Genomic DNA, 14,490 nt, shown 5'->3' with positions numbered 1-14,490 from the left:
CAGCCGGCCCCGATCACGCGCCTTCGCCCTGTTAGCTGGCCGCTGTCCGTCCACCGGCGACCCTGTCCAGCGCGCGCCCGGTTCAGCGCCCACTCAGTTCACCTGCCGCCCGGCCTCCGACCAGTAACGGGCCCGCAAGGCCTTCTTGTCCGGCTTGCCGAGCGGACTGACCGGGATCGAGTCGGCAAAGTCGATGCTTTTCGGGGCGTGGTGCGAACCCTTGCGTTCACGGATCAGCGCGGTCAGCTCGGCGGTGAGCTCGTCGTCGGGAGTGGTCACCCCGGGGCGGCGTACGACGACGGCCTTCACCGCCTCGCCCCACTTCTCGTCCGGGACGCCGATGACCGCCGCCGCGGCGACCGCCGGGTGCGTGGACAGGACGTCCTCGATCTCACGCGGGAAGATGTTGAACCCGCCGGAAACGACCATGTCCTTCTTGCGGTCGACGATGTAGAGGTAGCCCTCCCCGTCGCGGCGCGCGATGTCGCCCGTGTGCAGCCAGCCGTGCCTGAACAGCTCGGCGGTCTGCTCGGGCAGCTTCCAGTAGCCGCCGCAGTTGAGTGGGCCGCGCACGCAGATCTCCCCCGGCTCGCCGTCGGGGACCTCGTTGCCGTCGTCGTCGAGCAGGGCGACCCGGACCCACGGCACCGGGCGGCCGCAGCTGGCGAGCCGCTCGGGCCGGGACAGGTCGTGCTCCTCCTTGCGCAGCACCGTGATCGTCATCGGCGATTCGGACTGGCCGTAGTACTGGAAGAAGATCGACCCGAACCGCTTGATGCCCTCGACGAGCCGGGTGGGAGACATCGCGGCGGCGCCGTAGTAGATGGTCTGCAGGCTGGAGACATCCGCGGTCGCGAGCTTCGGGTGGTCGAGAAGCACGTAGATCATCGTCGGGACCAGCATGGTCGCGCTGATTCGATACTTCTCGATCGCGTCGATCACGGCGCCCGGCTCGAAGCCGGGCAAGACCACCAGGCAGCCGCCGCGCAGCAGCACCGGGATGAAGAACGCCGCACCCGCGTGGCTGAGCGGGGTGCACATCAGGAACCGGGGCTCGTCGGGCCACTGCCACTCGGTGAGCTGGATGTGCGTCATCGCGGCGGAGTTGCGGTAGGTGCCCAGCACGCCCTTCGGGCGGCCGGTGGTGCCGCCGGTGTAGGTCAGGCCGCCGATGTCGTCGGGGCCGACCTCGGGGGCGCGCAGCGGAACCGGGTCGAAACCGGGCGCGAGCGCCAGCAGGTCGACGCCCAGTTCGGTCGGGCCGAACGTGAGCACCTGGCGCAGCGTCGGCACCCGCTCCAGGTACGCCACGGCGCGGTCGGCGAACTTCGCGTCGACGACGAGCGTCTCGACCTCGGCGTCCGTGAGCACGTAGACGTGGTCGTCGACGGAGCCGAGCGGGTGCAGCGACGTCGACCGGCAGCCAGTGATCATGTTCGCGCCCATCGCGAACAGCACCTCCGGCCGGTTCGGCGCGAGCATCGCCGTCCGGCTGCCGACGCGCAGCCCGACCGAGGCGTACGCCTGGGCGTACCGGCTGATCTCGGCGGCGACCTCGGCGGCGGTGAGCGCCGCGTCGCCGATGTAGACGGCCGGCTTGTCCGGGTTGCGCCCCAGCGCCGCGATCAGCAGGTCCGGCAGGAACGACGGCCGGTACAGCTCGCCGGCCTGCGGCGCCTGGGTCGCGGCGGCCAGGCGCTCCGGTTCGCCCAGCCCTTCCGGACCGGCCAGGGCCGTCGGGTCGGCCAGGGCCGTCGGGTCGGTCGTGCTGGTCACGCCGGTACTCCCTCCGCGGTGGGCGCGGCCCCCGCCGTGCGCGCGGCGGCCGCTTCCTGGGACAGGCGCAGCGCGGTCGCCCGGCCCCAGACGGTGTCGGGCTTGCCCGCGGGGTTGCGGGCGATCGTGTCCACGAAGTGGATCTCCTTCGGCACCTTGTAGCCGGCGATCAGCTCCCGGCAGTGGGCCGTCAGGCGGGCGGCGCTCGGCGCGGCGGCCGTGGCGTCGCGTAAGGCGACCAGCGCGACGACGCGCTCGCCGAACCGCTCGTCGGGCACGCCGACGACGGCGACGTCGAACACCGCGTCGTGCGCCTTCAGCGCGTCCTCCACCTCGTCGGGGAAGATCTTCTCGCCGCCGGAGTTGACCACCGTGCTGCCGCGGCCGAGCAGCCGCACGGTGCCGTCCTCGCGCACCAGCGCGAGGTCGCCGGGCACGACCCAGCGGACGCCGCGCGCGTCGTACAGGAACGTCGACGCGGTCTTCTCCTCGTCCTTGTAGTAGCCGAGTGGGATGGGCCCGCGCCGGCCGATCCGGCCCGGGGTCGGCGAGCCGGGCGGCACCGGTTCCAGGTTCTCGTCGAGCACGAGGGTGTCGGCGGTCAGCTGGAAGACCCGCCGCTCGCCGGCCTCGTTGCCGTTGTGACCCAGCTCGGAGGCGCCGTAGTTGTCGAGCAGGAACACGCGTGGCAGCGCGGCGGCCAGGTCCGCGCGGACCTGGCTGGTCATCGGCGCGCCGGTGTTCGCGAGCGCGAGCAACCCCGACAGGTCATAGCGGTCCGGAGCGCTCGCCAGCGCGTCGGCGATCGGGCGGGCCATCGCGTCGCCGACCACGGTCATGGACGTGGCCCGCTCGTCGGCGGCCAGCCGCAGCACGGCGTCCGCGTCGAAGTGCCGGCCGCACCAGAGGATCGCGGTGCCCGCGGTGGCGAACGCGATGAGGATGCTGAACTCGGCGGCGCCATGCATCAGCGGCGCCATCACCATGTAGTGCAGCGGCGGGTTGGCCGTGTGCGCGAGCAGGTCGCGCGGCCCGGTGGGCGCCGAGCCGTCGGGCAGCGGCCGCCCGATCGCGGCGTGGAACAGGTCCTCGTGACGCCACATGACGCCCTTGGACAGGCCGGTCGTGCCGCCGGTGTACAGGACGAACAGGTCGTCGCTGGACCGCGGCCCGCGCACCGGCGCCTCGCCGGCATCCGCGTCCACGGCTCCGGCCACCGCCACCGGGTCGTCCTCGTAGCCGACGACCCGCGCGCCCGACGCGCCGACTCCGCCGTCGTCGGCCTCGTCGGTGCCGTCCTCCAGGACGACCACCAGCCGCAACAGCGGGGCGTCCGGCAGCACGGCGGCCACGGTCGCCAGATTGCGGCGCTCGACGACGAGCGCCACCAGGTCGGCGTTGTCGGCCAGGTAGCGCAGCTCGGCCGGCACGTACCGGAAGTTGACGTTGATCGGGACGGCCCGCAGCTTCAGGCAGCCGAGCATCGCCTCGACCCACTCGGCCCGGTTGGTGCCGTAGATCCCGACGTGCTGGCCGGATCGGACGCCGCCGGCCCGCAGCAGCCGGGCGACCCGCTCGGCCCGCTCGTCGAGTTCCCGGTAGGTCAGCCGTACCGGGGGCGCGACCAGGGCGGGCCGGTCGGGCACCGCGTCGGCCATCAGCTCGAGGATGTCCGCGAAGTTGGTCGGTTCGGTCTTGCTGCTCACGTCGCCGCTCCCCTGCGGGTCGTCGCTCGCGCTGGTCGGGCCGGGTCAGCCGGTCGCGTCACTGAACGTGTTGGTGAGCGCCTCGAGGTTCTTGGGGTCGCAGTTGAAGAAGCCCTGGTTCGGCGCCGTGGCCGCCTTGTCGTAGGCGAAGCCGTCCGGGGTGACCTTCATCAGCAGGACGCAGTCGGTGGTGCGCTGCTGGCCGGCGACGATGTTGCGCGCCGGGAAGATGCCGCCGGCGGTCCAGGCGGTCTCGGAGCCCGCCTTCTCCAGCACGCAGTCGACGGTCAGGGTGTCGCCGCACGCGGTCGCCGCCTTGGCCCACAGCACCCAGGCGCTGAACGAGAGCGCGGTGAAGTTGTTCAGGTCCGCGTCGGGGACCGTCGCGCGCACGATGTCGGTGGCCTGCCGCATGACCGGGCTCTCGTCGGCCAGCTCGAACGGGATGTGGTCGAGGACCAGCCAGGTCGGCGGGAAGGTCGTGGCCTTCGCCGCGCTGATGGTCAGCGGTGTGTACAGCTGGTTCTCGATCAGCATGAACGACAGCGACAGGCCGACGTCGTTCATCGCGGTGACCAGCGGCGAGAGGTCCTGGATACCGATCGGCTGGTAGCCCTGCGCCCCGCTGCCCTTGAGCTGCTCGACGAAGGGCCGGTAGTTCGTCACCAGCGCCGGCATCTCCTGGTACGAGACGACCTTGTCGCCGAGCTGGGTGAGCGCCTGTTGCAGGCGCAGGCCGTTCGGGCGCAGCGTCCCGAGCGCGCTGCCGCCCACGGCGAGCGAGTCCATCGCCTCGGGGAACATCCGGGCCATCGCGCGGAACCCGCCGACCGGGTAGATGTCCGCCCGGTTCGGCTGCGGCCGCACCTGCAGTGGCGCGTCCAGGGCCTCCGGGGACACGCCGTAGGCCGGGACCGAGCCGAGGTCGCAGTCGACCCGCGGCGCGACGCCGGCGGCGTCGAGGGCGTTGCCGCCGCCGACCGACATGAAGTCGGTCTGGCAGGCGTCGATCATGCGGGCGGCGACGTCGGTGAGCTTCGCGTCGTGCTTGTTCAGCACGATCTCGCGCCCGTTGATGCCGCCGGCCTCGTTGCACCAGGCGACGAAGGCCTCGCCGACGTCGAAGAACTCCTGGCCGAGCCCCGGGGTGACCGGGCTGCCCGGGTCTCCGAACGTGCCGAGGGTGATCGTCGTGGCGGTCACGCCGCGGCCGCTCGCCGCCGAGGCGTCTCCCGGGCCGCAGATCCCCTTCTCGGTGCCGAAGTCGCCGGCCGCCGCGGCGGGCGGCGCCGAGGTGGCCGGCGCGCCGCCACCGCCGGACGGGGCCTCGTCCGAGGAGCGGGTACAGCCGGCGACGACGAGCAGCAGGGCGCTGGCCGCCGCGAGGACCGGTAACCGGGCAAGCCGGCGGCCGGCGCCGGGCGTGATTCTGCGGGCCATCGGACCTCTCCATGGTCAGTCCTGCGGTCGGGCTCGGTCGGGGGCGCTCGCCGCGGCGGCGGTGGCCGCGGCCGGTACCGGCGGCACCGGCCGGCGCGGGCGGCCGGCGGGTAGTGCCAGGGGCCGCGGCGCGAACCCCCTGGCGACGTGAGCGCGGCCACAGACTAGAACAGGTTCACCCCTGGACGAAAGGGAATCGGCGACGAAGTCCTGACCAGCCGTCAGGGCACGGCCAGGCCGCGGCCGAGGGCAGACGGGGTCACCGGCCGGGTGGCAAGAAACTGACGCACCATCAGATTCCGGGCTAATGTCGGAAGACAGCCAGCGGGAGGAGGACGCGGTGCTCGACCTGATCGTGCGTGGCGGGCGGCTCATCGACGGCACCGGGGCGCCGGCGCGGACCGCGGACGTGGGAGTGCGCGACGGCCGGATCGTCGCCGTCGGCGCGCCGGGCTCGGTGGCGGCGCCGGCCGGCGGACGGACCCGCGTCGTCGACGCCACCGGCCTGGTCGTCTGCCCCGGGTTCATCGACGTGCACACCCATTACGACGCCCAGCTGTGGTGGGACCCGTATGCCACCCCGTCGAGCCAGCACGGGGTGACGACCGTGCTCGGTGGCAACTGCGGCTTCACGCTCGCCCCGCTGCGCCCGGCCAGCCCGGCCGGCGGCCCGGACGAGGCCGACTACCTGCGCCGGATGATGGCCAAGGTCGAGGGCATGCCGCTGGAGGCCCTCGAGTCCGGCGTCGCCTGGGGCTGGGAGAGCTTCGCCGAGTACCTCGACGGCCTCGACGGGCGGACCGCCGTCAACGCCGGCTTCCTGGTCGGCCACTGCGCGCTGCGCCGCTACGTGATGGGCCCGGCGGCGGTCGGCGCCGCCGCCGACGACGAGGCCGTCGCCGCGATGACCGCCGGCCTGCACGCCGCGCTCGAGGCCGGCGCGCTCGGCTTCTCCACCACGCTGTCCGGCACGCACAGCGACGGCGACGGCAAGCCGGTCGCCTCCCGCTGGGCGGGCACCGAGGAGCTCATGGCGCTGGCGCGCGCCGTCGGCGACCACGAGGGGACGCTGCTGGAGGGCATCGTCCCCGGCTGCCTGAACATGTTCAGCGACGACGAGATCGAGCTGCTCGCGGCGCTGTCCGCCGCGGCCGGCCGGCCGCTGAACTGGAACGTGCTGACCATCGACGCCGCCGCGCCCGACCGGGTCCCCCGCCAGCTGGCGGCGTCCCGCCGGGCCCGCGAGCTGGGCGGGCGGGTCATCGCGCTCACCATGCCGACGCTGGTCCCGATGAACATGAGCCTGGGGACGTTCTGCGCGCTGCACCTCATCCCCGGCTGGGGCGAGGTGATGGGCCTGCCCGTCGGGGCCCGGATCGACGCGCTGCGCGACTCCGGCACGCGGGCGCGGCTGCTCGCCGCCGCGAACGCGCCGGAGGCGGGGGTCATGCGCCGGCTGGCGAACTTCGGCCGCTACGTCATCGGCGACACCTACTCCCCCGCCAACGAGGGCTTGTCCGGCCGGGTCGTGGAGGACATCGCCGCCGAGCGCGGCCAGGACCCGTTCGCCACCCTCGTCGAGATCGCGGCCGCCGACGAGCTGCGCACCGTGCTGTGGCCGATGCCCACCGACAACAACCCCGAGTCCTGGGCGCTGCGCGCCGAGACCTGGCAGGAGCCAGACGTGCTGCTCGGCGGCTCGGACGCCGGCGCCCACCTCGACCGGATGGCCGGCGCCCCCTACCCGACGCGCTTCCTCGGCGACTGCCTGCGCGGGCGCGGCCTGGTCGGCCTGGAGCGGGCGGTGGCGATGATGACCGGCGAGCCGGCGGCCGCGTTCGGCCTGCGCGGGCGCGGAGTCATCGCCGTGGACAACGCCGCGGACCTGGTGCTCTTCGACCCGGAGACGGTCGACTCCCAGCCCGCCCGGCTGGTGCGCGACCTGCCCGCGGAAGCCGCCCGGCTCACCGCCGGCTCGGTCGGCATCGCCGCGGTCTTCGTCAACGGCGTCCAGATCGTCGCCGACGGGGAACCCACCGGCGCCACCCCAGGCGCCCTGCTGCGCTCCGGCCGCGACACCGTCACCGTCCCCACCCGCTGACCCGGCCGGGCCCGGACGCCCCGCGGCCGTCGAGTTCGGTGACGGCGGCCCGCGGGCTGGTCAGGGGGCGTTGGGGGGAGCCCGGTAGCCCGCTGGCCTGGTGGTCCGCTGGCCCGGCCCGGTCTGGTCTGGGGGATGTTTCGGGTATTTCGGGTGTGGTGGGCTGGTTGTGGGGGTCGTCACGGTGGTGGACGGTGGGTGGTGGGGTGGGGTCGGGGCGCGCGGGGCGTGGACCGGCCGGTCACGCTGAGGGTGCCGGGTCGACGGTGCCGGGCCGGGTGGCCACGGTAGGCCACCGTGGCCGGGGTGGGCTGCCGGACATGTCGGGCTGCCGGCTGGGGTGTCGATGTGGTGAGCCGGGTCACAGGGGTTGGCGGGTTTGCCAGGCGGGGCCGGTTCTCGGCATGGTGTGTGTCGTGCCCGGCTGACATGGCCGGGGCGCACGCCGGGCGGGACGCCTCATCTACTGCCCCCGCCCCTATCTATGGCGTCGACCTTCCTCGGACCCGTGGCAGGGACCGGAGACGGACCAGCGGACACCGACACCAGGTGTCGCGGGAACACGCGCAGCCCCCTGCAAGGCAGGCCGCCGGCTCTTTTCACGCCGCCGGCCGGCCCGGGCCTCGCCGTGCCCGCGTCCGTTCCTCCGGAGGCGTAGACGAAAGGACAAGACCCTTGGCTCGACGTGGCCTTTCCACCCGTGTCCGCGCCCTCGTGCTCGCCCCGGCGCTCGCCGCCGCGGTCGGCACCGGTCTGGCGGTCACCGCGCCGGCCCACGCCGCCTCCAAGCCCGTCTCCGCCCAGCGTTTCCTGTCCGCCGTGATCCCGTGCGAGTCCGGCGGCAACCCCCGCGCCGTCAACTCCATCGGCGCCGGCGGCCTGTTCCAGTTCCTGCCCTCGACCTGGCACTCCGTCGGCGGCACCGGCCTGCCCCAGCACGCCTCGGTCTCCGACCAGTGGGCCAAGGCCACCAAGCTCTACAACCAGCAGGGCACCAGCCCCTGGTACGCCTCCAAGCACTGCTGGTCCAAGAAGATCTGACCAGCGATCTGACCAGCCCGGTGGGCTGAGCACGAACGAGGCCCCGCGTTCCCCCGAACGCGGGGCCTCGGCCTTTTTGGCGACGTGAGGATGGCGGCCTTCGCTCAGGCGGCGCCGAGCTGGGCATCGCGCTGGCGGGTCGTGCTGTGGACCGGGTCGGTGTCGAACTTCGGGAGGACGTACTTGCCGAAGGTCTCCACGGCCTCGACCGCCACGTCGATCGGCATCGTCGTGGACAGCATGCCGAAGACAAGCTGGTCGGCTCCGACGGACTCGTAGGTCCGCACGGCCCGCTCGCATTCCTCCGGGTCGCCGATGCAGATGCTTCCGGCCGCGACGCCCGCCTCCAGGCCCTCCACCGTCGGTTCGGGCAGGGTCGCCGGCCAGGCCGGCACCCAGTCCGGCCTCGGGAACGTGTCGAGGTACTTGTAGACCAGGCTGTGCTGGTAGCTCATCGTGATGTCGGTGGCGATCCGGCGGGCCCGGGCGCCGTCCTCCAGGCACAGCATCTGGCTCGTCACCATGATGTTGTTGTTGATGTAGCCGCCGACAGGCTCGGCCTTCTCGATGTTCTTCTTGTACAGCTCGATGAGCGGCGCGAGCTCGCCCGGTGAGCTGTGCGCGAAGCAGAGCACGCCCAGCCCAAGCTTGGCGGCCTTTTCGAACGTGCTCGGGTTGCCGGCCGCGACCCACAGCGGCGGATGCGGCCTCGTGTACGGCTTCGGGAGCACGTTGCGCTCCGGCATCGTGAAGTACTGGCCCTCGTAGCTGTAGGTGCCGTCCTTCCACATCTTCGGCAGCTCGGCGACGACCTCGTCGAACATGAGCTTGGTGAGCGCCGGGTCCTCGATCCCGAAGCCCTTCTGCTCGGTGCTCGACGAGCCGCGGCCCATGCCAAGTTCGAAGCGGCCGCCGGAGAGATGGTCGAGCATCGCGGCCCGCTCGGCGACGCGGGCCGGATGGTTCACGGGCGGCGTGATGTTCATGATGCCGCTGCCGATGTGGATGTTGCTCGTGGTGCCGGCGACGTAGGCGAGGAAGACCTCGTTGGCCGACAGGTGCGAGTACTCCTCCAGGAAGTGGTGCTCCGTCGCCCACGTGTACTTGAACCCGGAGCGGTCCGCGGCCTGCGTCCAGGCGACCTCGTCCATCAGCCGGCTGTGCTCGGCGCCGATCGGGTCGGCCTCGGACAGCCGCTTCGGCAGGTAGAGCGAGTTGAAGATCCCGAACTCCATGTGCGAGGCCACCCTTCCTTCACCTGCGGTCGTCTGTCATATGGGGGCTGGCGACGGCGGCGCAGGTGTCGGCGCGCCCCTGCCCGTTGGGGGGGTCTGGGGGGCGAGGCCCTCCAGCATGGGGTCTGGGGCTCGGCCCCGGAGCAACGTTGCGCGGGAGCCCGGGAGCGCGCCGCGCGCGCGAACAGGCGTCCGCCGATCGCGTCCGACCTGTCGGCTTCGGGCTAGAACCTGTTCTACACTCTAGCCCCGACAGGCCGTCGCGCAAGCGGCCTGACACACCGTCAGAAACCATCCACCCCGGAAGTCCTCGCGCCGACCAGCCGAAGACCTCCGGGCCGCAGGCCCGCGACGAACGCGAGGACAACGGGGCCGCCGCCCGTGGACCCGCCCTCCGGGCACGCGGGTGGTGACCACCCTGAGCACGAGGGGGACACGCCATGGGCGTCCCGAGCAGCCGGATCTACGTCGCCGGCGAATGGGTCGAGCCGGCCGAGGGCCACTACCCGGTCGTCAACCCGGCCACCGAGGAGGTGATCGGCGAGGCGCCCGAGGCGAGCGCCGCGCAGGCCGAACAGGCCGCGGCCGCGGCCAGGGCGGCGTTTTCCGGCTGGGCGTCGGCGAGCCAGGCGCACCGCGCCGAGGTGCTCGGCCGGATCGCCGACCTGCTGACCAAGTACAACGACGACCTCGTCCCGCTGGTGCAGGCCGAGACCGGCGCGACGATGCGGGTCGCGTCCACCATGCAGGTCCCGGTGGCGGTCGAGCGCTTCCAGCGCTATGCCCGGCACGCCATGGACTCTCCGCTGGTACCGCTACCACCACAGGCCATCGAGGCGACGCCGCTCGCCAAGGGCGGAGTGGTCGGCGCGGTCGCCCGCCGGGCGCCGGTCGGCGTCGTCGCCTGCATCACGCCGTACAACTTCCCGCTGGTCAACCTGGCCGGCAAGGTGGCGCCGGCGCTGGCGATGGGCAACACCGTCGTGATCAAACCCGCCCCGCAGGATCCCCTGCAGGTGCTGCGGTTCGTCGAGATCGCCCACGAGGCCGGCGTCCCGGCCGGCGTCGTCAACGTGGTCACCGGCTCGTCGCCGGCGACCGGCGCCGCGCTGGTCGCCTCGCCGGAGGTGGACATGGTCAGCTTCACCGGCAGCACGGCGGTGGGCCGTCGGATCGGCGAGGTCGCCGGCCGCGACCTCAAGCGCCAGCTGATGGAGCTCGGCGGCAAGGGCGCGGCGATCGTGCTCGAGGACGCGGACCTCGACACCGCGGCCGCCGGGATCGGCAGCACCTGGGCGTTCCACTCCGGCCAGATCTGCACCGCCCCGACCCGGGTCCTGGTGCACCGCTCGCGCCACGACCAGCTGGTCGAAAAGCTGGTCGCCTACGCGGGTTTCTGCAAGGTCGGCGACCCGTTGGAGCCGACGACCGTCGTCGGCCCGCTGATCTCCGCCGCCCAGCGTGACCGGGTCGAGAGCCTGGTCGCCGAGGGCGTCGCCGCCGGCGCCACCCTCGCCTGTGGAGGTGAGCGCCCGGAGCTGGAGCGCGGCTTCTACGCGGCGCCGACGCTGCTCACCGGCGTCACCACGGACATGACGGTCGCTCAGGAGGAGTTCTTCGGCCCGGTGGTCGTCGTGCTCACGTTCGACGGCGACGACGAGGCCGTCGCGCTCGCCAACAGCACCCCGTTCGGCCTGTACGACTATGTCTTCTCGGCCGACACCGGCCGCGCCTACCGGCTCGCGAGCCGGCTGCGCAGCGGCAACGTCGGCCTCAACACGGTCGCCCGCAACCACGAGACCCCGTTCGGCGGCTTCAAGCACAGCGGCGTCGGCCGTGACTGCGGCGTGTTCGCGCTGCACGCGTACAGCGAGCTGCAGAGCGTCGTCTGGCCCGGCTGACCGGGACCGCCCACGGGCCCGGTTCACGGGCCCTGCCCACCGACTGGCTTTTCGAAGGAGAGAACACCATGCGGGGTGTTGTGTGGGACGGCCAGAAGGCCGAGCTCGTGGACGACCTGGCGGTCCGTGACCCGGGTCCCGGCGAGGTGCTGGTGAACATCGTCGCCGCGGGCTTATGCCACAGCGACCTGTCGGTGCTCAACGGGACGATTCCCTACGAGACGCCGGTGGTGCTCGGCCACGAGGGCGCGGGCGTCGTCGCCGCGGTCGGCGGCTCGGTCGGCAACGTCCGGGTGGGCGACCACGTCGTGCTGTCCACGCTCGGCAACTGCGGCGCGTGCGAGCACTGCGACGGCGGCCGGCCGACGATGTGCCGCTCGACGTTCGGCCTGCGGCCCCAGCCGTTCACGTGGCGAGGCGAGCCGGCGTACAGCTTCGCCAACATCTCCTGCTTCGCCGAGGAGGTGGTGGTCAAGGCGAACCAGTGCGTGCCGATCCCGAAGGACGTGCCGCTGACCTCGGCGGCCCTGGTCGGCTGCGGGGTGCTCACCGGGGTGGGCGCGGTGCTCCAGCGGGCCAGGGTGGAGCCCGGCGCGACCGTCGCCGTGCTCGGCGTCGGCGGGATCGGCCTCAACGTGATCCAGGGGGCGCGGATCGCGGGCGCCTCCCGGATCGTGGCCGTCGACGTGAACCCGGCGAAGGAGGAGGCCGCTCGGCGCTTCGGCGCCACCGACTTCGTCAACCCCGCCGGCGCGGACACGGCCACGGCGGCGAAGGCCGCGGTCGTGGACGGGGCGCCGCTCGGTTATGACTACGTCTTCGAGTGCGTCGGGCATCCCGCGCTGATCCAGGCGGCGATCGGGTCGCTCGGCTGGGGCGGGACCGCGGTGCTGCTCGGCGTCGCGCCCGCGGGCACCGCGTCGACGTTCTCGCCGTTCGACCTGTACCTGGACAAGTCGATCCTCGGCTGCCGCTACGGCTCGTCGCAGCCGCAGCGCGACATCCGGCGCTACGTCGACCTCTACCGTGGCGGGCGCCTGCTGCTCGACGAGCTGGTCACCCGCACCTATCCCATCGCCGACTTCCACAGCGCCGCGGACGACCTGGAGCACGGCGAGCTCGCCCGCGGCGTGCTCACCCTGGCCTCCTGAGCCCGCGGAGGCGGGGCTCCGGCTGACCGTTCTTCCCGCGGTCGATAACTTTGGGGCCGATCGTCGGGCTTTCGGAGCGGCTCGCGGCTCACCGGCGGTCGTCGTGGAGGCCACAATGAGCGCATCCCGCACCCGTGCCGACGAGCGGGCGGACGCCGCCGACAGCCAGGCCGCCGACAGCCGGGCCCCCGATACCGGGGCCCGGGAGCAGTGCGATCTGATCATGAAAGGTGGCATCACCAGCGGGATCGTGTATCCCCGGGCGGTCGCCACGCTGCGCACCCGCTACGACTTCCGCAGCATCGGCGGGGCGTCGGCGGGCGCGATCGGTGCCGCTCTGACGGCCGCCGCGCAGTACGCCGAACACCGGCGCCGCCGTGACCCGGCCGCGGCCGGCGGGTTCGATCAGATGGAGAGGACCTCCGCGGAGATCGCCCGACCCGGGGTTCTCGCCGGCCTGTTCCAGCCGAGCCGGGGCAGCGCCTGGGTGTACCGGCTGTTCTTCGGGCTGCAGGGCGCGCGAGGGCTGTGGACCAAGGCGTGGGTGGTGCTGCGCGCCGTCGTCCGGTACTTCTCGCCACAGGTCGTGGTGACGGCCGGCATCGCGTTCGGCTCGCTCACCGGCGTCCTCTACGGCTTCGACGGCGCCTTCGGCCGGCCTACCTGGTATGGCTCGCTTCTGCTCGTCGTGGTCGTGGGTATCACGTCGCTGCTCGGCCTGGTCGGCGCCATGCTGGTCCGGATCCTGCGCACGGTGCGCGGCCTGCCGGCGACCTTCTACGGCATCTGCCTCGGCATGCCGGACAGACCCGGCGCGGCGACAGCGGGACCCGGCGGCCCGGCGGCGCTGACGCCGTGGCTGCACCGTCACATCCAGCTGTGCGCCGGGCGCGGCGAGGGCGACGACCCGCTGACGTTCGCGGACCTGGCGCGGGCGGAGGTCGAGAACGAGCGGGTCCGCCTGGAGATGATGACGACCGATCTGTCCACGGCCCGGCCGCTGAGCCTGCCGTTCTCCGATCAGTCGTTCCTGTACGCGCCCGCCGAGTTCGCCCGGCTGTTCCCGCCCGACGTGCTCACCTACCTGGAGAAGGTCAGCACTCCCGTGGCGGTGCCCGAGGCGCCCGGGGTTCCCGCGGAGCTACGGGCGTTCCCGACCCAGGACCTGCCGGTCGTCGTCGCCACCCGGATGAGCCTGAGCTTCCCGGTGCTGATCTCCGCGGTGCCGCTGTGGGTGCGCGGCCTCGGCGACGCGGGGCCGGTGCGGCACTGGTTCTCCGACGGCGGGATCGCCAGCAACTTCCCGATGCACTTCTTCGACGCCTGGCTGCCCGCCCGGCCGACCTTCGGCCTCGACCTGGTCCCGGCGCCGCGCGGCGAAGCCGGTCAGCGTGAGCGGCCGCACCGCCATCGGCCCTCCGGCGCGCCGGAGGCGAAGCCGCGCACGGCGGCCGCGCCGAGCGCCGTGGTGGCCGCGGCGGCGGCCGGCGCCGCTCCGCCGGAGCGGCGCGTCGCCCCGATCAGCAGCATCGTCGGCTTCCTGCTCCAGATCCTGGACACGATGCAGAACTGGCGGGACACGATGCAGGCTGAGCTGCCGGGCTTCCGTGACCGGATCCGGCCGATCTACCTGCCTGAGGGCACAGGCGGCATGCACATCACGATGACCCCGGACCAGATTCTGGAGCTGAGCGAACGCGGCGCGGACGCCGGCCAGCGTTTCCTCACCACATTCAGCTGGGACAACCATCTCTTTGCCCGCTTCGCGCTTCTCATGCGGGAGCTGCAGCGCAACCTCGTCGGCGCCGGTGACGTCACCCTCGCCAGCACGTTCGCGCAGGCGTTCACTCCCGAGTTCCAGCGGACACTCACCGAGCACGCGACGAGAACCGTGCGTGGCGAGGCGGCCGTCTACACCGACGACTGGGGTGCCGCCGCCCGTGACCGGACGCTGGACCTGCTCGACCTCGCGGCCGGCTGGGTCACGCCCAGCTCACTGAGCTTCCTTCAGGGCCCCGCCCCCAACCCGGCGCCAACGATGCGCATGGCACCGAGGATCTGACGGGACCGGTCCGAGGCCAATTGGGCAGGCAAACGGGGACCGGCCCCGCGGCCGCGGGCGCCGGGGCGGGGGCCTGG

9 protein-coding genes are annotated in these 14,490 nt (G+C 72.9%); 5 read left to right on the top strand and 4 right to left on the bottom strand.

The features are described 5' to 3' along the window. Positions 1-93: 93 nt before the first annotated feature. Genes I6A81_RS32555 through I6A81_RS32545 form a run of 3 tightly spaced genes read right to left on the bottom strand, consistent with a single transcriptional unit; the run spans position 94 to position 4,922 of the window. Complete coding sequence (locus tag I6A81_RS32555; protein WP_407661415.1) at positions 94-1,713, bottom strand: AMP-binding protein; 1,620 nt, start codon at positions 1,711-1,713, stop codon at positions 94-96. A 59-nt stretch (positions 1,714-1,772) separates the two neighbouring features. Further along, a complete protein-coding gene (locus tag I6A81_RS32550; RefSeq protein WP_307875072.1) occupies positions 1,773-3,482 on the bottom strand; it encodes an AMP-binding protein in 1,710 nt (569 codons plus the stop codon). Between the two features lie 45 nt (positions 3,483-3,527). Further along, positions 3,528-4,922 carry an ABC transporter substrate-binding protein gene (locus tag I6A81_RS32545; RefSeq protein ID WP_203001935.1) on the bottom strand — a complete coding sequence of 465 codons (1,395 nt, stop codon included), beginning with the start codon at positions 4,920-4,922 and terminating at the stop codon, positions 3,528-3,530. 340 nt (positions 4,923-5,262) lie between these two features. On the opposite strand from I6A81_RS32545, the gene I6A81_RS32540 reads away from it, so the two are divergent. After that, positions 5,263-7,023, top strand: a complete 1,761-nt coding sequence (locus I6A81_RS32540; RefSeq protein WP_203001967.1) for an N-acyl-D-amino-acid deacylase family protein — start codon at positions 5,263-5,265, stop codon at positions 7,021-7,023. Between the two features lie 675 nt (positions 7,024-7,698). After that, the gene (locus I6A81_RS32535; protein ID WP_203001934.1) at positions 7,699-8,064 is read left to right on the top strand and encodes a transglycosylase family protein; all 366 of its coding nucleotides are present in this window, start codon (positions 7,699-7,701) and stop codon (positions 8,062-8,064) included. A 104-nt stretch (positions 8,065-8,168) separates the two neighbouring features. Here the strand turns inward: I6A81_RS32535 and I6A81_RS32530 are convergent, their stop codons facing one another. Continuing rightward, positions 8,169-9,299, bottom strand: coding sequence for an LLM class flavin-dependent oxidoreductase (locus tag I6A81_RS32530; RefSeq protein ID WP_203001966.1), 1,131 nt, complete (start codon positions 9,297-9,299; stop codon positions 8,169-8,171). A gap of 440 nt (positions 9,300-9,739) precedes the next feature. Between I6A81_RS32530 and I6A81_RS32525 the strand changes: the two genes are divergently transcribed. From I6A81_RS32525 to I6A81_RS32515, 3 genes are all read left to right on the top strand, one after another. Beyond that, on the top strand, positions 9,740-11,200 hold the full coding sequence (locus I6A81_RS32525) for an aldehyde dehydrogenase family protein (protein WP_203001933.1): 1,461 nt from the start codon (positions 9,740-9,742) through the stop codon (positions 11,198-11,200). Between the two features lie 68 nt (positions 11,201-11,268). Next, a complete protein-coding gene (locus tag I6A81_RS32520) occupies positions 11,269-12,351 on the top strand; it encodes a Zn-dependent alcohol dehydrogenase (protein WP_203001932.1) in 1,083 nt (360 codons plus the stop codon). A 115-nt stretch (positions 12,352-12,466) separates the two neighbouring features. Then, positions 12,467-14,413 carry a patatin-like phospholipase domain-containing protein gene (locus I6A81_RS32515; RefSeq protein ID WP_203001931.1) on the top strand — a complete coding sequence of 649 codons (1,947 nt, stop codon included), beginning with the start codon at positions 12,467-12,469 and terminating at the stop codon, positions 14,411-14,413. The last annotated feature ends 77 nt before the right edge of the window (positions 14,414-14,490 follow it).

This window comes from Frankia nepalensis (assembly GCF_016786325.1).
Taxonomy (GTDB): domain Bacteria; phylum Actinomycetota; class Actinomycetes; order Frankiales; family Frankiaceae; genus Pseudofrankia; species Pseudofrankia nepalensis.
The sequence above is the reverse complement of the archived record's forward strand: the minus strand, read 5'-3'. Positions and strand labels throughout refer to the sequence as shown.